We start from the raw sequence: 19786 nt of genomic DNA on the forward strand, positions 1-19786 counted from the left end.
GATGGAAAACAAAAAAGTATTCCCCAAAGAAAAAAGCGGATTGCATCCCCGGAATCGTCATCGCTCGCGTTATGACTTTGATGCGCTTTCAGTGAGTTGCCCAGAGTTAATCCCTTTTTTGGCCCCGAATGCCTATGGTGATATTTCTGTCGATTTTGCCGATCCTTTGGCAGTGAAAATGCTGAATCGGGCATTACTGAAACATTTTTACGGTATTGAATACTGGGATATCCCCGCTGATTTTTTATGCCCGCCAATCCCTGGACGCGCTGATTATATTCATCATTTGGCTGATCTATTAGCCAGCTGCAATGACGGGGTGATCCCGGCAGGTAAAAATATTGCGCTGCTGGATATTGGTGTTGGTGCTAATTGCATCTACCCGATTATTGGTCAGCGTGAATATGGCTGGCGTTTTACCGGTACTGACATTGATCCGCAAGCACTGAGCGCGGCAAAAATGGTGGTATCCATGAACCCGACCCTAAGAAATACCCTGCGCTTGAAGCATCAAAAAGATCCGCAGGCCATTTTCGAGGGAGTTCTGGCAGCGAATGAGCGTTACGATGCCACATTGTGCAATCCGCCATTCCACGGCTCGGCAGAAGAGGCCGCAGCCACAACACGCCGTAAGCTGCATAAATTAGGTAAAGGTGAAGTTGCTACCAAGCCGGTGCAAAACTTTGGTGGCAAAAATAGCGAGTTGTGGTGCGAGGGCGGCGAAGAGGGTTTTGTCAGCCGCATGGTGGTGGAAAGCGCCACTAAAGCGAAGAGTTGTTTCTGGTTTACCTCATTGATCTCTAAGAAAACGACGTTACCCGCTATCTATCATGCTCTGCGCTACGCCAATGCAGTTGAAGTTCGCACCATTGATATGGCACAGGGTCAGAAAGTGAGTCGTTTTGTAGCATGGACTTTTCTGACGCCAGAGGAGCAGGCTGTTTGGAGGTCTGAGCGCTGGACCCTTCGTTCTTGAAGCTGCAGGGGTGTTAGCTGCGTTCACTTACCCAAATCACTTACTGGTGTAAGCTCATCGGGATTCGCTCGCTTGCTGCCTACCTGCAACTCCAATAACTTTGGGGAGGCCCTTCGTTCTTGAAGCCGCAGGGGTGTTAGCTGCGCCAATAACTTTGGGCAGACCCTTCGCTCTTGAAGCCGCAAGGGTGTTAGCGGCCTGCAATACTCATTGCTCCTGATTTTCGCGGTATTTAACATGTGCGAGTGTTAAATACCGTAATAACGCCATTCCCCACAGTTTATTTCCTTATTATCGCGATACCTGCAAAGCCCAATACCTTAGTCTATGCTAATTAAGATAAATCTTAGTTAGGCAATATCGCTGGCAAGCACAGGGTTATTTTGATTTTTTTTATCGTATTTTGATTTCATCAATTCAAATACCTCATCGTCCAGGGTGAAGAATAAAATCTCAAGGGAAGCCATTAAGGTTCTCTGGGATTTACCGTGCAATTCGTTGAAAGCACGTTGAAAGGCATATGGTTTATTTGCTGCTCAATCATTCATCAGAAGGACTCAACTTATGTTGTTCAACTTCAACTCATCTCATGTGTCCCCACGCGCTGAACTAACATCGATTGATAACGCTGTCCCAATGATCATCTTTAAGCCCGATGGCACGGTAAAACATGCTAATAAGCTATTTTTACAGGCGATGGGTTATCAGCAGGATGAGGTGATCGGCAAGCACCATAAACTGTTTTGTGATCCGCAATATGTGCTTAGTGATGCATATCGTCGTCACTGGCAATTGCTCAATGACGGGCGACCAATAACCGATAATATTAAGCGGATACGTAAAGATGGCAGCATTATCTGGTTGCAGGGAACTTATACACCAGTACTGGATAGCCAAGGGCGGGTGGTGGAGATTATCAAGATCGCTAATGACATCACCGAGCGAATTTTGCAATCACAGGAGCACCAGAGTTTATTGAAAGCGCTTAATCGTTCGATGGGCATGATTACCTTTACCCCACAAGGTATTATTTTGGCGGCGAACGATAATCTGCTGAGTGTGATTGGTTATTCGCTGGCCGATATTCAGCATAAATCGCATCAGATTTTATGCACGCCAGAATTTGCCCACTCAGATGAGTACCGCCAACATTGGCAGCGTTTAGCACGCGGTGAGTTTATTGTTGGGCGCTTTGAGCGGGTGAATAGCCAGGGTCAGCCGGTATGGTTGGAAGCGAGTTATAACCCGATTATGGACAATGAAGGGCAGGTCATCAAAGTGGTGAAAATTGCGCAGGATATCACGCAACTGATGCTGCAACAGGAGCATGAAGAGAACCTAATTCGTGATGTACACCACCTATCACTCACCACCGACCGCTCCGCCTCACAGGGCGCTGAGATTGTTCAACAGGCAGTACGCGGTATGCAGGAGGTGGAGTCTATTGCGCGCGAAACCTCGGATGTGGTCAGTGATTTGGGCCGCTGCTCGCAAGAGATTGGCACCATGGTCGAAGCTATTCGCAAAATCTCATCGCAAACGAATTTATTGGCGATCAACGCCTCGATTGAAGCAGCCCATGCCGGTGAACATGGTAAGGGCTTCTCTGTGGTGGCAAGTGAAGTTCGCTTGCTGGCAGAGCACTCACGCAAGGCGGCAACCGAGATAGAACGGATGACCAAGACTATTCAGAGCGGCGTGATGGCAGCGATGAAAGGCATGGGAACCTGTGTCGAACAGGCGGGGGGCGGGGTGGTGCTAACGCAAGATGCTGGCGAGGTTATCAATCAGGTCAATATCGGTATGCAGGATGTGGTGAAGTTAATGACCGCATTTGCGCAGGTCAAGAATCAGCAACCCCATCTATGACCAGCTTGCCAGACAAAAAACAGGCGGGATCCTAAGGTGCCCGCCCGCTCTATTTTAGACTAGTACTAAACTGTACATCAGGAGACGTGTTGCAGGAATTCCCGTAAACGTTCACTTGGCGGATTGGAGATCAGACTGTCTGGTTCACCATCTTGCGCTACCCGGCCTTTATCGATAAAGATCAGACGCGATGCCACTTTTTGGGCAAAGCCCACTTCATGGGTGACGATGACCATCGTCATGCCCTCTTCGGCTAAATCTTTCATTACGGTCAAGACTTCATGACGTAATTCCGGGTCCAGCGCGGAGGTCGGCTCATCAAACAGCATCAATTTGGGTTTTACCGCCAGAGCACGGGCTATTGCCACCCGCTGCTGTTGACCGCCCGACAACTCTGCCGGGAAATGGTGAGCACGATCTGCCAGCCCCACCTTGGTCAATAACTCCATCGCCAGCTTATTCGCCGCCTCTTTAGATGCCCCACGGACCCGGATCGGGCCAAAGGCCACATTTTCCAGTGCGGTCAGATGTGGGAACAGATAAAACTGTTGGAACACCATGCCAGCTTCCTGACGGATCAGGCGTTCATCAACTTTGGGGTCATTCACATCCAGGCCATCGACAATCAATTGACCACTGGTAATCACTTCCAGCTTATTGATACACCGCAGCAGGGTTGATTTACCCGAGCCGGAAGGACCAATAATCACCACCACCTCTCCCTGGGTGATATTCAGATTGATGTCGTGGAGCACCTGGGTCTTGCCAAAGTGTTTGGAGACATTTTTGAATTCAATCATATTATTTTCAGCTTTCTTTCTAACCGGCGCAGAACAAAGCTCAGAGCCAGGGTGATTATCAGGTAGATCACCGCCACCGCACTCCATATCTCCATGGCGCGGAAGTTACCGGCGATAATTTCCTGACCCTGACGAGTCAGTTCTGCTACGCCAATCACGATAAACAGTGAGGTGTCTTTGATACTGACGATCCATTGGTTACCCAGTGGTGGCAGCATACGGCGCAGGGCCAGAGGGGCAATCACGTAACGCAAGGTGTCGCGTTTGGATAAACCTAGCGCCAGACCCGCTTCACGGAAGCCATTGTGGATTGACAGCACCGCACCACGGGTGATCTCCGCGATATAAGCACCTGAGTTAATAATAATCGTCACAACGGCGGCTGAGAAAGGATCGATGCGCACTGGCATCATCATCGGCAAGGCAAAGTAAATAAACATCACCTGCACCACAATGGGGGTGCCACGGATCAGCTCAATAAATACTAATGCGATATTTCTGCTCAGCCAGCCACCGTAAGCGCGGGCGAAACCGGCTATAACCCCAATAATCAGGCCGCCAAGCAACCCCAGGACCGAAATCCATAGGGTTAATTTGGCGCCTTCAAGCAGGATTGGGATGGCGGGCCAAATAGCGCTCCATTCAAACTGCATGGATATTCTCCTGGTCTAAAAACGGCAAAAATGAATTACTTAGGTTCTACGCCGAACCATTTTTTATAAATTGCAGCGTAAGTGCCGTCTTCTTTCAGAGATTTCAGAGCTACGTTAACTTTGTCACGCAGGTCACTGCCTTGCGGGAATGCCACGCCGTATTGCTGAGCTTTAATGGAGTCGCCCACGGCCTTAAACTGACCATTGCCGGCAGTTTTGATGAAGTACAGGATGTTGGGTGTGTCATGCAATACTGCATCAGCACGGCCAGTTCCTAACTCCAGATAGGCGTTATCGATATTCGGGAATTGACGCAAGTCTTTGGTTTTGATGTTGGCTTTAGCGTAATCAACAGAGCCGGTGCCGCTTTTCACTGCCACCACTTTGCCTTGCAGGTCCGCTTCGCCTTTGATGTCGTTGTTATCCGCTTTGACCATGACCAGCAGACCGCTGTTGTAGTAGCCGTCAGAGAAATCGACCGCTTTTTTACGTTCGTCGGTGATGGTGATACCCGCCAGTGCCAGATCTACGTTTTTGGTTTGCAGCGCAGGAATGATGCCACTGAAATCCATTGGTTTCAGAGTGTATTTCACATCCAGTTTTTTCGCGATGGCATCCCATAAATCGATATCAAAACCGACGTATTTATCCCCTTGTTTGAACTCAAATGGGACGAAAGCGGTATCTGTAGCAACAATCAACTCTTTTTCTGCGGCGTGGGAGCTAACGGCAAAGGCCAGCGCGAGTGCGACCAATGAAACTTTAACAAGTGACTTCATAAGTGGGTGTTCCTTTGTGCTTTTGTGGATATACCTTTTGTACCGACATCGCAGTTAACCTGCGATGCAATAACTTGGGGCAAAGAGATCCATTTTTATATTTCAGGGAGCAATATGAAAAGATCGTGCCAGAAATGCAACTTATTTAAAAATAAAGAGTTTGTTTTGGGTAGTTAGCCTGAAACTACTTAGCAAGCTTTTCTTGCACCATACTGACTCACCAAAATGGTGCGTGATTATCATTGTGGTGCAACAAACTATATATTTACTTATTATTAACTCGTCAATCAATAAGAAACAATCGATAAATAACACTTATGCAACAATGTTGTTAACTGTATCGAGTTTTTGCTTGAAAAGGGTGCAGCTTGGGAGTGAGTCGTGCGGGGGCTATCTGAGTTGGCTATCTTTGCTACCACGGCGGTTGTAGCCGGCATGGTTCGCCTGATGCTTATCTAATTCGTTTTGGCAGGCCAGACAATACTTCACACCAGCCAGCGCGGTTCGTCGCGCCTCGGGAATGGCTTGCCCACACTCTAGGCAGTAGATTTCACTCTCGCCTTTGCCAAGAGCCTGTCGTGCGCGCTGAACGGCGTCTTCAAGGGTGGAGTCAATTTGATCTTGTACTGCGCCGTCTCCGGCCCATCCACTTGCCATATGATCTCCGTTAATTGTGGGCCGGTTAACCGGCCCTATCGAGGTTATTGACAAAGTACCCACAGCGGAGAGAACAGGCTGATCGCAAAGACGCCATAAATCCCTCCCTGGCGCGGACGCTTTACTCTTCTGCCTGTCCTCGCCGTTATCGATCGAGTCATCTTTCAAATACCGGTCATCTGGCAAATGGCCGGTATGTTAGATAGCAATGGGGGTGATTACTCAATATTTGCCTCAAGGAACCACAGGAATTTATCCAGATCACGAGATGCAGCGGTAAACATGTCGGCGCTCGCCTCATCATCGACTTCAGCGATGGCTTTGCGGATGAAGTTTGCGACCACACCATAGCGATCAGCCAACTCTTTCAGGTGCTCTTGCACACTATGAATATGGGTCGGATAGCTCTTCAGTGGGGTTTTATCGGTAACCAACTGAGCTGTACCCAGTGCCACGCCACCTAATTGGACCGCGCGCTCGGCAAAAGTATCCAGGTGATCATTAATCGCCGTGCGGAAGCCATCCAGCATTTCGTGGACCGCGATAAAGTTCGCACCGCGCATATTCCAGTGAGCCTGCTTGGTGATCAGCGACAGGTCGATAAACTGAATAACCATCTGGTTTAATAGCTTAATCGTCAGCGTTTTATCATGTTCATCAACGTCATTACGGGTATAGATTAGTTCAGAAGATTTTGCTTTTACCAGTTTTGCTGTACTCATAATAGGTATCCCTTTATTGAGTTGATTGCCAATTTCTTCACCGCAATAAGTATAACAAAGATATTTAATTTTGCAGGTCAGATAGCGCCTATCAATTAAATAGCCAGCTGCCGAAAGTGTTTGAAAATGTAATTTGGTGTTTCATTGATAAAATAGTGTCACTTTTATTTTTATGTCTAATTGATAATGACTATCGCTGTGATTTATATCTGTTTTATTATTTAAATGATTTTCAATATTTTGCATGAGTATTTTATGCTGACGCTAAGTTGAGACATTATTAATTAATGAAAAACAAATAGTTCTCACCATTGACTATTTTATTGTTGTTTTATCAGTGCGATATACCGGCCAATTAAATTAACCGGTATTTATTGTGGGATTATGGACGCGCGCGGGCGATGATAAATAAGCGCGGAAATGCCAGTAAACGCCGGCCATCAACGAGTGGCGGATAGGCGGCATCAATAATGGTCAGATAATCTTGCAGGAAATCTAAGCGCATAGCTTCAGAGAGCGGCTCCAGAAATGGTCGTAAGCCGGTGGCGCGTAGCCACTCCACAATCGCCTGAGCAGAGGGCATTGGATGATAATAGGTGGTGCGCCATATATTCACCTGCTCAGCTGCGGGGGCCAGTAAATCATAATATTGGCTGGCGGCGAGCACTTTTGCCCGCGTGGCCCCAGCTTCTTGTAGTGCCTGTTGCCATGGCCCATTTTCCGCGACCTTGCGCATGGCACGATGGCTAGGCTCATCCAGATTATCCGGCATCTGCACAGCAAGTACCCCGTTCGGTGCCAGTTGAGAAAACAGATGTGGGAACAGTTGCTGATGGTCAGTTAGCCACTGTAATGATGCATTGGCATAGATAATATCTTGTGGTTGGGGAGGCTGCCATTGGCGGATATCTGCCTCAAGAAAAGCGCAATCAGGGAGGCGCTGTTGCGCGCTCGCCAACATCGCTACCGAGTTATCAATGCCGACAAGCTGGGCGTGGGGAAAGCGCTGGCGCAGCAATTCAGTGGAGTTGCCAGGCCCACAGCCTAAGTCACTGATGTAGCGCGGTGTGGCAATATCAATCTGCGCTAACAGATCATTAGCCGGGCGGGTACGTTCTGCTTCAAATTGGCGATATAAATCAGGGTCCCAGTCTTGCATGAATGGCCTCCGAAATAAAAAACGCAGTGATATGGATGCTTGAGCGCGGCCAACAGGGGATGGTGTCGACGTCAGTCGCCGCGCCAGATAAAAAGGGCATGTTACAGATTCTGCAATGGCCCGCTAAACAACACCGCCCCGGTTGGCTGACTGGTCGGGGAGCCCCCGTGAGGCTCAAGGCTAATCGCCAACAGTGAGTTATCGGTTAGCTGGTTTTCAGCCAATATAAGTTGTGTCGGCCCGCTGGTATTGAGCAACCCCAATGAGTGCGGCTTTTCACCGGCAGGAATACTCCACAGCTCAAGGCTGTTATTGCTGCTTACCGCGACTGGATTCAGTGGCGTTAAGGTTAAATTGCGGGTCGATTTTTCCAAACTGACCACCCATTGGCTATTTTGCTGGCTATTTGATAGCACGGCTATCGGTATCGCGGTAGGGGGTTCCACCAATAGACGCGGCACGATGAGGAGTGCGGCCAGGCCAGCGGCGACCGCCCAGCCGGCATATGACCAACGATGACGTTTGATGTGGCGCACATTGATTTGTGGTAGCTCCAGCGCTAAGCGTTTCCAAACGCGCTCAGGCGGCTCCAAAGGGGCGAGCTGATTGTCCAGTTGAGTAAACAGGCTCTGCCAACTGGCAACATCTGCCGCCAGCCGTGGGTCACGACGGAAGCGGCGTTCAAAACGCATCCGTGCCAGGCCACGTAAGGTGCCTAATGCATACTCTGCGGCCAGTGCTGAGTCATATTCGCGTCTGTTTTTCATAAGCCTACACAGCCCTTTAGGTGGTCCAGTGCACGACGTATCCAGCTTTTTATCGTACCAAGGGGTTGCCGTAAATGAACAGAGATCTCCCCATGAGAAAGCCCTTGATAATAAGCCAGCATAATACTTTGGCGTTGATCTGCGGGCAGATGTGCTAAGCAGTCTGCCAGTTGTTTAGCCTCGCCGTCTTGTTGTAATTGTGCCAGTGGTGTCAGCGCGCTATCGGTCAGTGCATCCGTTGCATCGGCGTCAAGTGTTTGCAGACGATTATCACTGCCGCGCATCAGATCTATTGCCCGGTTGCGTACGATATGGGTCAACCAGGTCAGTGGTGCGCTGAGCTGGGCGTTGTAATTATCAGCCCGGTTCCAGACGGTGAGAAAACTGTCATGTAAAACTTCTTCTGCACGGGCGTGGTTACGCAGCATACGTAAGGCGATCGCAAATAATCGGGGGGAGGTCAAACGGTAAAGCTTCTCAAACGCGGACTGATCGCCTTTGGCAATGGCATCTATCAGTCCGACTTGTTGTTCCACAGAACATTCATTCATGCGCCAATCCCTAAAAATCCGTCAGGTGCAGTGAGACACTGCACCCAGTATAGACGGGTTTTATTTAGGCATCAGAACAGTATCAATCACATCGATCACACCATTTTTCTGTTGTACATCATAGGTGCTGATATTGGCGATGTTACCTTTGCCATCTTTAAGCTGAATGTTATGCGGCCCATTATTCATAATCCATAGTGATTGGCCGTTGACTGTTTTCAGCTCGGCGCTCCCGCCACCGGCTTTAATTTTACTCTCTAGCTGTTTCATATCGTACTTACCCGCAACCACGTGATAGGTCAGGATTTGGGTGAGCATGGCCTTATTTTCTGGTTTGACCAAACTTTCAACAGTACCTGCGGGCAATTTTGCAAACGCGGCATTGGTGGGCGCGAACACGGTAAAGGGCCCAGGACCTTGTAGGGTATCAACCAACCCCGCAGCTTTAACCGCCGCCACTAAGGTGGTGTGATCTTTTGAGTTCACCGCATTCTCAATAATGTTTTTGCTGGGGAACATTGAAGCACCACCCACCATGACAGTTTCGGACATCATAGCGGCCATAGAAACAGTACTGAACAGCAAGGAAGCACAGATAGCGGTACGAATAGGCGTTTTCATAATGTATTCCTTTTAAGATGGTTGAGGTGAAGTCTTGCCTCACATCTACCTATACGAATCAGCCTGTGGTTTTGGATGCAAAAAAAATGAAAAATAATCGATAAAAAACGCCAACCCGCGAAATGACTGGGTTGGCGTGCAATAAATAAAAATAACGTTGGGAGTAATAAGGGGAATTAGTGCGAGTTTGGCTCCAATACCCGATGCATCACATAGGCATCGACATAACCGAGTTGGCGGTGGTTAAAGGCTTTTGGCAGGGTGGCAATAATCTTAAAACCTAGCTTTTGCCATAACGCGACAGCCAGAGTATTGGTGCTGACGACAAAGTTAAACTGCATGGCCCGGTAGCCCAGTGCGGTCGCCTGCTCAATGCAATGAAGGCCGAGTGCTTTGCCGACCCCCAAGCCACGCGCTTGCCCATCAACCATAAATGAAGCATTCGCCACATGGGCACCTAAGTCGCGCTGGTTATTGATGAGCTTATACACCCCCACAATACGCTGCTGGTGTACGGCGACAAAACAGCGGACACCCGCACCAAACCAGTAGTCGTAGGCATCTTGTTCCGGTGTATCGGGGCTGAATACATAGGTATCCCCGCCACTCACCACCGCCTGAAATAGCGGCCAGATTTCAGCAAAATCTGCGGTTGTTGCAGCTCTAATCTCCACCTTATGCCCCTTCTCAGGTAATGTTATCAAGCTGTGGCTTGGGTCTGATAGTCAGTGTTGCGCCTATAGAGGCGCAGATGATTGATGCCAGTGCCATCCATTGAATCAATGTCAGATGCTCGTTTAAGAACACTAATCCTGAAATTGCCGCCAGTGCAGGTTCCAGACTCATTAATGTGCCGAATGTGCGAGTAGGGAGATTGGTCAGCGCAACCATTTCAAGTGAGTAGGGCAGTGCCGTGGACAGAATGGCGACTGCCAAGGCAATCGGCAGAATGGCGGGGTCGAACAGCGCCATTCCGTTATATGCCACACCAATGGGGCAGAAAACCAGTGCAGCAATTAGCGAGCCAATGGCAACAGTCCCCGGCCCATGATCGCCGCCCGCTTTCTGTCCGGAAATAATATAGAGCGCCCAGCAGGCACCCGCACCCAGTGCACATGCTGCGCCGAATAGGTCGATGGTGCCGACGTTATGCCCTAGTGGTAGCAGGAACCAGAGGCCCAGAACGGCTAATCCTACCCAGATAAAATCTACCGGCCGGCGAGAGGAGAGCATCGCCAGGGCCAAAGGGCCGGTGAATTCTAACGCGACAGCAATGCCCAGTGGTACTGTTTTCAGTGACAGGTAAAACAGAAAGTTCATTCCACCGAGTGTCACGCCATAGACCAGCAGGGGCAAACGGCTACCGGCTTCAAACCGCATCCGCCAGGGCTTAAAAATAACAAATAGAATCAGTGTGCCGATGCCGAGTCGCAACGAGGTTATCCCCTGAGCGCCAACCAGCGGGAACAAACTTTTCGCTAGCGATGCGCCACTCTGGATTGAGATCATGGCGATCACCAGCAAGAAAATAGGGAGCAGCGGGAGTGAATGTTTAGATGGAGGAGACAAAGACATCCTTTTGAGCCTCAAAGAAAAGTATTAGGTATCAGTCATTGGCAGTGTAAATGAAATGTCAGCAGAGTGTTTGAAAATCACCAACACCTCGCCAAAAGCGATAAAAAAATAATTATTTCTGCGCTTGTTGTTTTTTAGCGCGATTTTTGCTGCTTATTTGAGCTTGAAAATTAAGAGTCGTCTGAAATGGCTTTTGGTGATGGCTGTCACATAAAGGTGTAGAATAGGGCAAAATCGTAAGCGTATTAGTAAGATGGAAGATACTTGAAATTGTTTGTTACACCAAATAAATGATTAGACAATCATTAGTAAGCAGAGTTTCCTACTATTTGTTGTTATAATTTCATGGTGTTCTTGTTTCATCTAAAAATTTGCGTCTTTCGAGGTGGTTATGATTAAAATTACATGTCTTTCAGCGGTAGCAGCTTGTGTATTAGCAGTATCTGCAGGTTCAGCTTTTGCAGGTCAAAGCACCGTTTCTGGTGGTTATGCCCAGAGCGATTACCAAGGTGTTGCTAACAAATCTTCAGGTTTCAACCTGAAATACCGTTATGAGTGGAGCGATTCCCAACTGGGCTACATCACTTCTTTCACTCACACTGAAAAAAGCAGCTTCGGTGACAGCGCCTCTGTTTACAACAAAGCGCAATATAACGCGATCACCGCTGGTCCAGCTTACCGTATCAATGATTGGGCTAGCATCTATGGCCTGGTTGGTGTGGGTTATGGCCGTTTCAGCCAGAACTTCCCAACTTCTGCTAACGACAAAAACAGCACCAGCGATTACGGCTTCACCTATGGTGCAGGTATGCAGTTCAACCCAATCCAAAACGTTGCTTTGGACGTCTCTTACGAGCAGAGCCGTATCCGCAATGTTGACGTTGGTACTTGGGTTGCTGGCGTAGGTTATACTTTCTAAGCAACTGCTTAGGAGTATCAGCATCCAGCTTTAATGTTGAAATGCTGTGTTTGATAAAAATCCGCTCTCGGGCGGATTTTTTGCGTCTATTGGCATGGGGCAGTGATGCGTTTTGTCCTTGCACCCGCACTCATTTCAGTATGAGGTTCAGCGCAAAGATTATCTCACTGCGTTTGCCGCAGCGGCAATCAGGTCAATGATCTGCTGTGGATGAGAGATATGTGAGGCGTGACTGGCAGGCAATTCAATCACAATTTGTGCCTGAATTCGTTCGGCAAATCCGCGCTGTGTTTCTACCGGCAACATCCGGTCTTCGGTCGAAACCTGATACCAGCAAGGCTTCACCCGCCAGGCTGGCTGGGCAGATTTATCAGTAAAAGCACGTGCTGCTAAGGGTTTTTGCACCAAAGCCATCACCAATGCTTCGTTTTCATCAACGTCCTGGCACATGATTTCATGGAACTTATCAGTATCGATCCACAAAAAACCATTATCATCGGGGCGAATGTATGCTGCGCCAATGGGGGGGTTACGCAAGGCAAAGAGGCTGGATAAACTTTCACCGGCATCGGGAGCGAAAGCTGCGAGATAGACCATTCCAACCACATTTTGCAGATGCCCGACCTGAGTAATCACCATGCCGCCATAAGAGTGACCAACTAATAGTGTTGGGCCATATAATGCGGTTGTTAGCTTAATAGTCCGCTCAACATCATCTGCCAATGAAGTTAGCGGATTCTGAATTGCAATAACCCGGTGACCCATGGCATGCAGTGCTGGAATAATATGCCGCCATTGTGAGCCATCAGCCCAGGCGCCATGTACTAATAGGATATTAAGCTTAGTCGCCATATTTCCCCCGAAGCGGGTATTACCGAAACCTTGGATAATATCTAGATGCAGAAATAGCATTCTTGACGAATAACAACTTCTACTCATTTACTGGTGCTAATTATTTTTCTAATCCCATAGATATGTTATTAGAATTAATGAACTCTGTTATTAGAGTTTAAGTATAAAGATCTACTGGCTGGTGGCTCTAGGATAAAGATGAAAATGAAACCTTTATTAATGCTATCAGAATGAAAGTTGACGGCATAAACTCGCTGATAACAAAAACCATAAAACTTAAAATAAATAAAAACAAGGAATTAACAAGCTATCGTGTTGAAGATGACAGACTAATTTACTGGCAAAAATAGAATAATATGACAAACTACTATTAGCTCTGACTTATCTTCACTGCTCTTATCGTGATTCATATATCAAGCTGCATTGAAATTAATAAATTATAATAAACAATAAGTTGGAATAAAAATAGGTTGTAACCATGACGACACTCAGTGAGCAGGCTCCACTTATGCTACATGACACTAAACTTGAACAGCAGATTTTACGGCGATCGATTTTTTGTACTTTGATTATTGCCATTATGGGGATTGTTTTCGGTATTGTTTGTGGTTCGATGTCGATTATTTTTGATGGTATGTTCTCTGCCTTAGATGCGGGCATGTGCAGTTTATCCTTATTGGTTTCACGACTGCTAGGTCAACCGAATAGTCGGCGCTTTCAATATGGTTTCTGGCATGTAGAGCCGCTGGTATTGGCTTTTAATGGCAGCTTATTGGCTTTCCTCTGTCTGTATGCATTTGTTAATGCTATTAAAGGTATTATCGATGGCGGTCGAGAATTAGAACTCGGCTGGGCGATTGTTTATGCTCTGGTTGTTAGCATTTTCTGTTTTACCATCTTCTTAAAACAGCATCGTTTGAATAAGCGCGTTAAGTCTGAGCTAATAGCGCTGGATACCAAGAGCTGGCTGATGTCAGCTTGCATTAGTTCTGCGCTATTGGTGGCCTTTTTACTCTCCTGGAGCATGGAAGGCACTCGTTATGAGCATTTAATTGTCTATACCGACCCCAGCGTATTAGCACTGTTAACCCTGATACTGATACCTGTTCCAATAAAAACGGTGATCGCGGCAGTGCGTGAAGTATTACAAATGACGCCAGATACCTTAGATACGTCCATGGAAAACTTAATGGATAAGCTTATGGCGAAATATAAATTTATTGATTACTCACATTACGCCACTCGTATTGGTCGAGGCTTATTTGTTGAAATTCATGTCGTTATACCGCCTGAAATGGAAAACAGTGGTGTTCCCTATTTTGACAAAATACGTGATGAAATCTCCCATGCGATTGGTGAATCCGGCCCCCATCGCTGGTTAACCATCTCCTTTACCCGTGATGCTAAATGGTTATAGCGCAAAAGAAATAACTGGGCAGATGATTTTAAATTAACTAATGAGGGTCATGATGGCTATGGAAAAGATGCTTACTAAGCGCCAGGTAAAACTTAACCCTATTGATGCACCATCAAGTTTTAACGCTGTATCCAAGGTCGCGATTAGTGATAGCACCATTGCTGCTCGCAAAGCCAAAATTATCAGCAATATGGTGCGGGCGGGTATCGATTACCTATTTGTTTATGCTGACAAAGAGCATGGCGGTAACTTTGAGTATCTGGCCGGGTTTATTCCCCGATTTGAAGAAGCAGCGATGGTGCTGCATGTCTCAGGGGAGACTTATTTATTACTAGGCAACGAGAATTTAAAGTTATCGCAATATGCCAGAGTGGAGAATATCGGCGTTCATGTTCCCTATTTTTCTCTGCCAAATCAGCCAATGGAAAACAGCAAGACATTGGCTGAGTTGTTGGCTGATACTGGTATTAAGCAGGCTAAAAAAGTCGGGGTGGCTGGATGGAAACTCTTTACCAGCAAACGAGACGATAATAGCCAGCTGTTTGATATTCCGTATTTTATTGTCGATGCGATTAAGCAATCCGTTTCACCAACCACGGTGGTGATTAATGCTACTGCTCTGTTTATTGGCAGTGATACAGCGGCTAGAGTCACCAATAATGCTAATGAATTGGCACATTATGAATATGGGGCGAATCTGGCATCTAATTGTATTCTTAAGGCACTGGCTGCCGTAGAGATTGGTAAAACAGAAAAACAATTGGGCAGTTATCTTGCTGACGAAGGGCAACCGAATACCGTGGTGATGATTGCAGCCACAGGTGCGCGTTTTGATAAAGCTAATTTGTATCCCGGAGATAAAGCGGTGCAACTTGGCGATAAGATTTCATTGACCACTGGGTTTAAAGGCGGCCTGAGTAGCCGAACCGGGTATGCTGCCCATCATGCGGATGAACTGCCTTTAGCAGAAAGGGATTATCTCGACAAAGTCGCTATCCCTTATTACACCGCGGTAGTGTCCTGGCTGGAAAATATTCGTATTGGCATGTCGGGTAAAGAGATGTACTCGCTCGTTGAGGCAGTACTCCCTAAATCGCAATATCACTGGTCATTAAATCCCGGTCATTTAGTGGCTGATGAAGAGTGGTTGTGTTCACCTATTTATAGTGATTCGCAAGAGATAATCAGCAGTGGTATGTTATTCCAAATCGATATTATTCCTGCGGTAAAAGGTTATGCCGGGGTGAGTGCTGAGGAGTGTATTGCGCTGGCGGATCAACAGCTGCGTCATGACCTTGCGACCCATTATCCAGAGGTTTGGCAAAGAATAGTGCACCGGCGTCACTATATTTGCCATGTGCTGAATATTCGTCTCAGCGAAGAGGTGTTACCGATGTCGAATACGGTGGGCTATTTGCGACCTTTTTTGCTGGATAAACAGCGCGCATTGCAATGTGTCGATGGGGCATAGCACTGATAGCTTAAGTGTCTATTGAGGTGACTTTAGGGGCGATTTCGCCTCTTTTTACTGTAGATAGTTCGTAACAACCTCGGTTAAAACCGCCGTTCATCTTCGGATTTATCCCCCCTGCTGAGATTTCGTGCAAAACTGCAGGCGATACTCTTGCCATCTTGTGGCATAATGCGCGCCGAATCACATTTTCTATAATTCTTGAATATCCCTATTCAGTAATCCAATCGAGAGCGAGCTCTGTGCTAAGTACTAACAATATCACCATGCAATTCGGCAGCAAGCCGCTGTTTGAAAACATTTCAGTAAAATTCGGTGGCGGTAATCGCTATGGCCTGATTGGCGCTAATGGGTGTGGTAAATCCACATTCATGAAAATTATTGGTGGTGATCTGGCACCAAGCGGCGGCAACGTATTCCTTGACCCAAATGAGCGCCTGGGTAAATTACGTCAGGACCAATTCGCCTTTGAAAACAACACAGTGCTGGACACCGTTATTATGGGTCACGGCGAATTGTGGGAAGTAAAAGAAGAGCGCGACCGCATTTACGCCATGCCTGAAATGAGCGAAGCAGACGGCTATAAAGTGGCTGATCTGGAAGTTGCCTATGGTGAAATGGATGGTTACAGCGCAGAAGCCCGTGCCGGTGAATTGTTGCTCGGCGTCGGTATACCGGTTGAGCAACATTATGGTTTGATGAGCGAAATCGCTCCCGGCTTCAAATTGCGTGTTTTGCTGGCGCAGGCCCTGTTCTCAGACCCAGAAATTTTGTTACTCGACGAACCGACCAACAACCTGGATATCGATACTATCCGCTGGTTGGAACAAGTGCTGAATGAACGTAGCAGCACCATGATCATTATTTCCCATGACCGTCACTTCCTAAACATGGTGTGCACCCACATGGCGGATCTGGATTACGGCGAACTGCGTGTTTATCCGGGTAACTATGATGAGTACATGACGGCTGCGACTCAAGCTCGCGACCGTCTGCTCTCTGATAACGCCAAGAAAAAAGCCCAAATCTCTGAGCTGCAATCCTTTGTAAGCCGCTTTAGTGCCAACGCCTCTAAATCCAAACAGGCCACTTCACGCGCCCGCCAGATTGATAAAATTCAGCTTGATGAAGTAAAAGCGTCTAGCCGTCAGAACCCGTTTATCCGCTTTGATCAGGATAAAAAATTGTTCCGCAATGCGCTGGAAGTTGAATTGTTGACGAAAGGTTTTGATAACGGCCCGCTGTTTAAAAAACTGGATCTGCGTCTAGAAGTGGGTGAGAAAGTGGCTATCCTCGGGCCAAATGGTATCGGTAAATCGACATTGCTGAAAACGTTGGTAGGGGATTATGAGCCAGATTCTGGCAGCGTAAAATGGTCTGAAAACAGTAAGATAGGTTACTATGCGCAGGATCACGCCAGCGATTTTGAGATCGATCTGACGGTATTTGACTGGATGAGCCAGTGGAAACAGGAAAAAGATGACGAGCAGGCTGTGCGCAGTGTGTTGGGCCGTTTGCTGTTTAGCCAGGATGACATCAAGAAGAAAGTACAGGTCTTGTCTGGTGGTGAAAAAGGGCGGATGTTATTTGGTAAGTTGATGATGCAGCGCCCTAACATTCTGGTAATGGATGAGCCAACCAACCATTTGGATATGGAATCGATTGAAGCGCTTAACATGGCATTGGAAATGTACGAAGGCACGTTAATCTTCGTTTCCCATGACCGTGAGTTCGTCAGTTCATTGGCGAGCCGAGTGATTGAAATGACACCAAGAAAATTGATCGACTTTACCGGCAATTACGAAGACTATCTGCGTAGCCAGGGTATTCAGTCCTGATTATCTGATCGGGTATTAATAAGAGAGCTGATGCATTGCATCAGCTTTTTTTTGCACTGAACCCCGCTAAATCTTGCTGCAAACCTCGCAATTGAGATCTTTTGCCAGTTTTAAACTGCGAAATTCTGCGGTCATGGCGTCGTACATCAATATACGGCCTGATATCACCTGACCATAATTGGCCAGTAATTTTATCGCTTCCATTGCTTGCAAGTTACCGATAATACCTACTAATGGGGCCATCACCCCAGCTTCAACGCAGGTGAGCGCGTTATCGCCGAACAATCGGCTAAGGCAGCGATAACAGGGCTGATTCTCCTGATAGGTGAAGACACTGATTTGCCCCTCCATCCGAATGGCAGCGCCTGAAACCAGTGGCTTACGTTGTGCATGGCACAGACGATTCAATTGTTCGCGGCTGGCGACATTATCCGTGCAATCCAACACTAATTGGTGTTCAGCAATGGCGATAGCGAGTTGCTCGTCATCTAACTGGGCATCAACTGTTTTCAGTGTCAGATGGGGGTTCATCTCTGATAGTGTCTGCGCCGCAGAGGCCACTTTAGACATCCCTATACGGTTGTCACGATGCAGAATCTGCCGTTGCAAGTTGGACAGAGAAACCCTATCAAAATCCAGCAGGGTAAGATGGCCCACCCCTGCCACTGCCAGATATTGTGCTGCCGCACACCCAAGACCGCCCAACCCAACGATCAACACTTTAGCTGCGTTAAGCTTTTCCTGACCGTCAAAATCAAAATCGCGCAGGACGATTTGCCGGTTGTAACGCAGGGCTTGTGCATCGGAAAGTTCAGGCAACATCTCAGCCCCCTAGCAGCGCGTTAAATAACTCTATTTCAACGACTTCGCCAATTTCAACTGAACCACGTTCCCGTTCCAGCACGATAAAGCAATTACCCTGACTAAATGAACTAAATATATGGGACCCTTGATGGCCAGTGGTACGCACTTCCAGCTCGCCGTTGGCGTTGGTAGAGAAAATCCCGCGCTGGAAATCCAAACGACCTGGGGATTTTTTTAATTTAGTCACTGCTTTTGCCTTCAGGCGCACTGGCGGATGCCACTCAGAGTGGCCGGAGAGCCTGGCAATCAGCGGTTGCACTAACTGATAGAAGGTTAGGGCCGCTGAGACCGGGTTACCCGGTAAGCCACAGAACCAGGCATTCTCTAATTTGCCAAAAGCAAAAGGTTTGCCGGGCTTGATTGCCAATTTCCAGAAACCGATATCACCTAACTCTTCCAGCATCTGTTTGGTGTAATCCGCTTCACCGACTGAGACGCCGCCGCTACTAATAACCAGATCCGCAGTACCATCGGCTTGCTCAAATGCCTTACGCAATGCATGCTGATCATCAGGGATGACTCCAAGGTCAATGATTTGGCATCCTAATTGTTGCAGCATTAAGCGCACCGCAAAGCGATTGGTATCATAAATCTGCCCTTCGCCCAGCGGTTGCCCGATAGGTTGTAACTCATCGCCAGTAGAGAAAATAGCGACCTTCAAAGTGCGGAAAACCGTGACTTCGGCAATCCCCAATGATGCCAGCAAGGGGAGTTGCGCTGCGCCTAATTTTACGCCAGCGGGGAACACTGCCGCACCTTGTTCGATATCTTCCCCCGCTAAACGGATATTTTGCCCGATATGCACACTGCCATTAAATGTGACACCTTGTTCGGTCACCACTGCCTGTTCTTGCATGATGACCGCATCGGCCTTCGCAGGAATAGGGGCACCGGTCATAATGCGGATACAGGTATTGGCGGGCCAGGCATCTTTAAATGGCGCGCCTGCAAAAGCCTTACCGGACACCGCTAATGGCGCTCCACTGCTAAGCTCATTACAGCGCACAGCATAACCGTCCATAGCCGAATTGGCGAAAGGGGGGACAGAGATGGGGGAAATTATTGCACGGGCTGTGATACGCCCCGCAGCATTGGTTAACGGGACAATTTCTGTTGCTTGCAATGGCGTGACCTGTGACAGCATTTTTGTCAGTGCTTGTTCCAGAGAGAGTAAATCCGAGGTATTACAGTGATCCATGCTGAACTCCGTGGTCTGTGTGCACCCTGCTAAGGGTATGGCGGATGCAGAGCTACCAAATAAGAGAGCCATTATGGCAGAGAATGTATAGTGGGTGA

At 47.7% G+C, this 19786-nt stretch carries 20 protein-coding genes; 6 read left to right on the forward strand and 14 right to left on the reverse strand.

Annotated elements, in window-relative coordinates; genetic code table 11:
* Position 1 precedes the first annotated feature (1 nt).
* Together rlmF and AACW11_RS16800 are read left to right on the forward strand one after the other, a co-directional pair.
* A complete protein-coding gene (rlmF, locus tag AACW11_RS16795) occupies positions 2 to 976 on the forward strand; it encodes a 23S rRNA (adenine(1618)-N(6))-methyltransferase RlmF (protein WP_212584858.1) in 975 nt (324 codons plus the stop codon).
* A gap of 564 nt (positions 977 to 1540) precedes the next feature.
* Entirely contained in the window at positions 1541 to 2845 is a 1305-nt protein-coding gene (locus AACW11_RS16800) for a methyl-accepting chemotaxis protein (RefSeq protein WP_212584859.1), read from the forward strand.
* 77 nt (positions 2846 to 2922) lie between these two features.
* Here AACW11_RS16800 and glnQ read toward each other — a convergent pair whose 3' ends face one another.
* The 11 genes from glnQ to rhtA all read right to left on the reverse strand — a co-directional run bounded on the left by glnQ (position 2923) and on the right by rhtA (position 11129).
* The gene (gene glnQ, locus AACW11_RS16805) at positions 2923 to 3645 is read right to left on the reverse strand and encodes a glutamine ABC transporter ATP-binding protein GlnQ (protein ID WP_212584860.1); all 723 of its coding nucleotides are present in this window, start codon (positions 3643 to 3645) and stop codon (positions 2923 to 2925) included.
* Entirely contained in the window at positions 3642 to 4298 is a 657-nt protein-coding gene (glnP, locus tag AACW11_RS16810) for a glutamine ABC transporter permease GlnP (RefSeq protein ID WP_004709093.1), read from the reverse strand. The genes glnQ and glnP overlap by 4 nt, the downstream gene beginning before the upstream one ends.
* A 35-nt stretch (positions 4299 to 4333) precedes the next feature.
* Positions 4334 to 5077: a glutamine ABC transporter substrate-binding protein GlnH gene (glnH, locus tag AACW11_RS16815; protein WP_212584861.1), complete on the reverse strand. Its 744-nt coding sequence runs from the start codon at positions 5075 to 5077 to the stop codon at positions 4334 to 4336.
* Positions 5078 to 5467: 390 nt separating this feature from the next.
* A complete protein-coding gene (locus AACW11_RS16820) occupies positions 5468 to 5734 on the reverse strand; it encodes a DksA/TraR family C4-type zinc finger protein (RefSeq protein ID WP_212584862.1) in 267 nt (88 codons plus the stop codon).
* Positions 5735 to 5952: 218 nt separating this feature from the next.
* A complete protein-coding gene (dps, locus tag AACW11_RS16825) occupies positions 5953 to 6456 on the reverse strand; it encodes a DNA starvation/stationary phase protection protein Dps (protein WP_212584863.1) in 504 nt (167 codons plus the stop codon).
* Positions 6457 to 6838: 382 nt separating this feature from the next.
* The gene (gene tam / locus AACW11_RS16830; RefSeq protein WP_212584864.1) at positions 6839 to 7615 is read right to left on the reverse strand and encodes a trans-aconitate 2-methyltransferase; all 777 of its coding nucleotides are present in this window, start codon (positions 7613 to 7615) and stop codon (positions 6839 to 6841) included.
* A gap of 101 nt (positions 7616 to 7716) precedes the next feature.
* Entirely contained in the window at positions 7717 to 8382 is a 666-nt protein-coding gene (locus AACW11_RS16835; protein ID WP_212584865.1) for an anti-sigma factor, read from the reverse strand.
* Positions 8379 to 8933, reverse strand: coding sequence for a sigma-70 family RNA polymerase sigma factor (locus tag AACW11_RS16840; protein ID WP_212584866.1), 555 nt, complete (start codon positions 8931 to 8933; stop codon positions 8379 to 8381). Before AACW11_RS16840 ends, AACW11_RS16835 begins: the two co-directional genes overlap by 4 nt.
* Before the next feature lie 60 nt (positions 8934 to 8993).
* The gene (locus AACW11_RS16845; RefSeq protein ID WP_212584867.1) at positions 8994 to 9554 is read right to left on the reverse strand and encodes a fasciclin domain-containing protein; all 561 of its coding nucleotides are present in this window, start codon (positions 9552 to 9554) and stop codon (positions 8994 to 8996) included.
* Between the two features lie 176 nt (positions 9555 to 9730).
* Positions 9731 to 10228: a GNAT family N-acetyltransferase gene (locus tag AACW11_RS16850; protein ID WP_212584868.1), complete on the reverse strand. Its 498-nt coding sequence runs from the start codon at positions 10226 to 10228 to the stop codon at positions 9731 to 9733.
* 13 nt (positions 10229 to 10241) lie between these two features.
* Entirely contained in the window at positions 10242 to 11129 is an 888-nt protein-coding gene (gene rhtA / locus AACW11_RS16855) for a threonine/homoserine exporter RhtA (protein ID WP_054872887.1), read from the reverse strand.
* 391 nt (positions 11130 to 11520) lie between these two features.
* On the opposite strand from rhtA, the gene ompX reads away from it, so the two are divergent.
* Positions 11521 to 12048 carry an outer membrane protein OmpX gene (ompX, locus tag AACW11_RS16860; RefSeq protein WP_005273890.1) on the forward strand — a complete coding sequence of 176 codons (528 nt, stop codon included), beginning with the start codon at positions 11521 to 11523 and terminating at the stop codon, positions 12046 to 12048.
* 159 nt (positions 12049 to 12207) lie between these two features.
* On the opposite strand, the gene AACW11_RS16865 is transcribed toward ompX, so the two are convergent.
* Positions 12208 to 12900 (reverse strand): alpha/beta fold hydrolase, encoded by a 693-nt coding sequence (locus AACW11_RS16865; protein WP_212584869.1) that lies wholly within the window; start codon positions 12898 to 12900, stop codon positions 12208 to 12210.
* 478 nt (positions 12901 to 13378) lie between these two features.
* Here AACW11_RS16865 and AACW11_RS16870 point away from each other — a divergent pair, with 478 nt between their 5' ends.
* The 3 genes from AACW11_RS16870 to AACW11_RS16880 all read left to right on the forward strand — a co-directional run bounded on the left by AACW11_RS16870 (position 13379) and on the right by AACW11_RS16880 (position 17626).
* On the forward strand, positions 13379 to 14317 hold the full coding sequence (locus AACW11_RS16870) for a cation diffusion facilitator family transporter (protein ID WP_212584870.1): 939 nt from the start codon (positions 13379 to 13381) through the stop codon (positions 14315 to 14317).
* Between the two features lie 58 nt (positions 14318 to 14375).
* Positions 14376 to 15788 carry a M24 family metallopeptidase gene (locus AACW11_RS16875; protein WP_212584871.1) on the forward strand — a complete coding sequence of 471 codons (1413 nt, stop codon included), beginning with the start codon at positions 14376 to 14378 and terminating at the stop codon, positions 15786 to 15788.
* Between the two features lie 242 nt (positions 15789 to 16030).
* The gene (locus AACW11_RS16880) at positions 16031 to 17626 is read left to right on the forward strand and encodes an ABC-F family ATPase (RefSeq protein ID WP_212584872.1); all 1596 of its coding nucleotides are present in this window, start codon (positions 16031 to 16033) and stop codon (positions 17624 to 17626) included.
* A gap of 66 nt (positions 17627 to 17692) precedes the next feature.
* Here the strand turns inward: AACW11_RS16880 and moeB are convergent, their stop codons facing one another.
* Positions 17693 to 18448 carry a molybdopterin-synthase adenylyltransferase MoeB gene (moeB, locus tag AACW11_RS16885; RefSeq protein WP_212584873.1) on the reverse strand — a complete coding sequence of 252 codons (756 nt, stop codon included), beginning with the start codon at positions 18446 to 18448 and terminating at the stop codon, positions 17693 to 17695.
* A gap of 1 nt (position 18449) precedes the next feature.
* Entirely contained in the window at positions 18450 to 19688 is a 1239-nt protein-coding gene (moeA, locus tag AACW11_RS16890) for a molybdopterin molybdotransferase MoeA (RefSeq protein WP_212584874.1), read from the reverse strand.
* Between the last annotated feature and the right edge of the window lie 98 nt (positions 19689 to 19786).

Origin of the sequence: Yersinia sp. Marseille-Q3913, assembly GCF_963892745.1 — a bacterium.
In the GTDB taxonomy this organism is placed as follows: Bacteria; Pseudomonadota; Gammaproteobacteria; order Enterobacterales; family Enterobacteriaceae; genus Yersinia; species Yersinia bercovieri.

What these genes read in the sequence shown, in the direction of transcription:
- AACW11_RS16835 (WP_212584865.1), bottom strand. Translation starts at nt 8,382, where the DNA reads ATGAAAAACAGACGCGAATATGACTCAGCACTGGCCGCAGAGTATGCA.
- tam (WP_212584864.1), bottom strand. Translation starts at nt 7,615, where the DNA reads ATGCAAGACTGGGACCCTGATTTATATCGCCAATTTGAAGCAGAACGT.
- AACW11_RS16840 (WP_212584866.1), bottom strand. Translation starts at nt 8,933, where the DNA reads ATGAATGAATGTTCTGTGGAACAACAAGTCGGACTGATAGATGCCATT.
- AACW11_RS16875 (WP_212584871.1), top strand. Translation starts at nt 14,376, where the DNA reads ATGGAAAAGATGCTTACTAAGCGCCAGGTAAAACTTAACCCTATTGAT.
- AACW11_RS16820 (WP_212584862.1), bottom strand. Translation starts at nt 5,734, where the DNA reads ATGGCAAGTGGATGGGCCGGAGACGGCGCAGTACAAGATCAAATTGAC.
- AACW11_RS16865 (WP_212584869.1), bottom strand. Translation starts at nt 12,900, where the DNA reads ATGGCGACTAAGCTTAATATCCTATTAGTACATGGCGCCTGGGCTGAT.
- AACW11_RS16800 (WP_212584859.1), top strand. Translation starts at nt 1,541, where the DNA reads ATGTTGTTCAACTTCAACTCATCTCATGTGTCCCCACGCGCTGAACTA.
- AACW11_RS16870 (WP_212584870.1), top strand. Translation starts at nt 13,379, where the DNA reads ATGACGACACTCAGTGAGCAGGCTCCACTTATGCTACATGACACTAAA.
- dps (WP_212584863.1), bottom strand. Translation starts at nt 6,456, where the DNA reads ATGAGTACAGCAAAACTGGTAAAAGCAAAATCTTCTGAACTAATCTAT.
- ompX (WP_005273890.1), top strand. Translation starts at nt 11,521, where the DNA reads ATGATTAAAATTACATGTCTTTCAGCGGTAGCAGCTTGTGTATTAGCA.
- rlmF (WP_212584858.1), top strand. Translation starts at nt 2, where the DNA reads ATGGAAAACAAAAAAGTATTCCCCAAAGAAAAAAGCGGATTGCATCCC.
- AACW11_RS16845 (WP_212584867.1), bottom strand. Translation starts at nt 9,554, where the DNA reads ATGAAAACGCCTATTCGTACCGCTATCTGTGCTTCCTTGCTGTTCAGT.
- glnQ (WP_212584860.1), bottom strand. Translation starts at nt 3,645, where the DNA reads ATGATTGAATTCAAAAATGTCTCCAAACACTTTGGCAAGACCCAGGTG.
- glnH (WP_212584861.1), bottom strand. Translation starts at nt 5,077, where the DNA reads ATGAAGTCACTTGTTAAAGTTTCATTGGTCGCACTCGCGCTGGCCTTT.
- moeB (WP_212584873.1), bottom strand. Translation starts at nt 18,448, where the DNA reads ATGTTGCCTGAACTTTCCGATGCACAAGCCCTGCGTTACAACCGGCAA.
- glnP (WP_004709093.1), bottom strand. Translation starts at nt 4,298, where the DNA reads ATGCAGTTTGAATGGAGCGCTATTTGGCCCGCCATCCCAATCCTGCTT.
- moeA (WP_212584874.1), bottom strand. Translation starts at nt 19,688, where the DNA reads ATGGATCACTGTAATACCTCGGATTTACTCTCTCTGGAACAAGCACTG.
- rhtA (WP_054872887.1), bottom strand. Translation starts at nt 11,129, where the DNA reads ATGTCTTTGTCTCCTCCATCTAAACATTCACTCCCGCTGCTCCCTATT.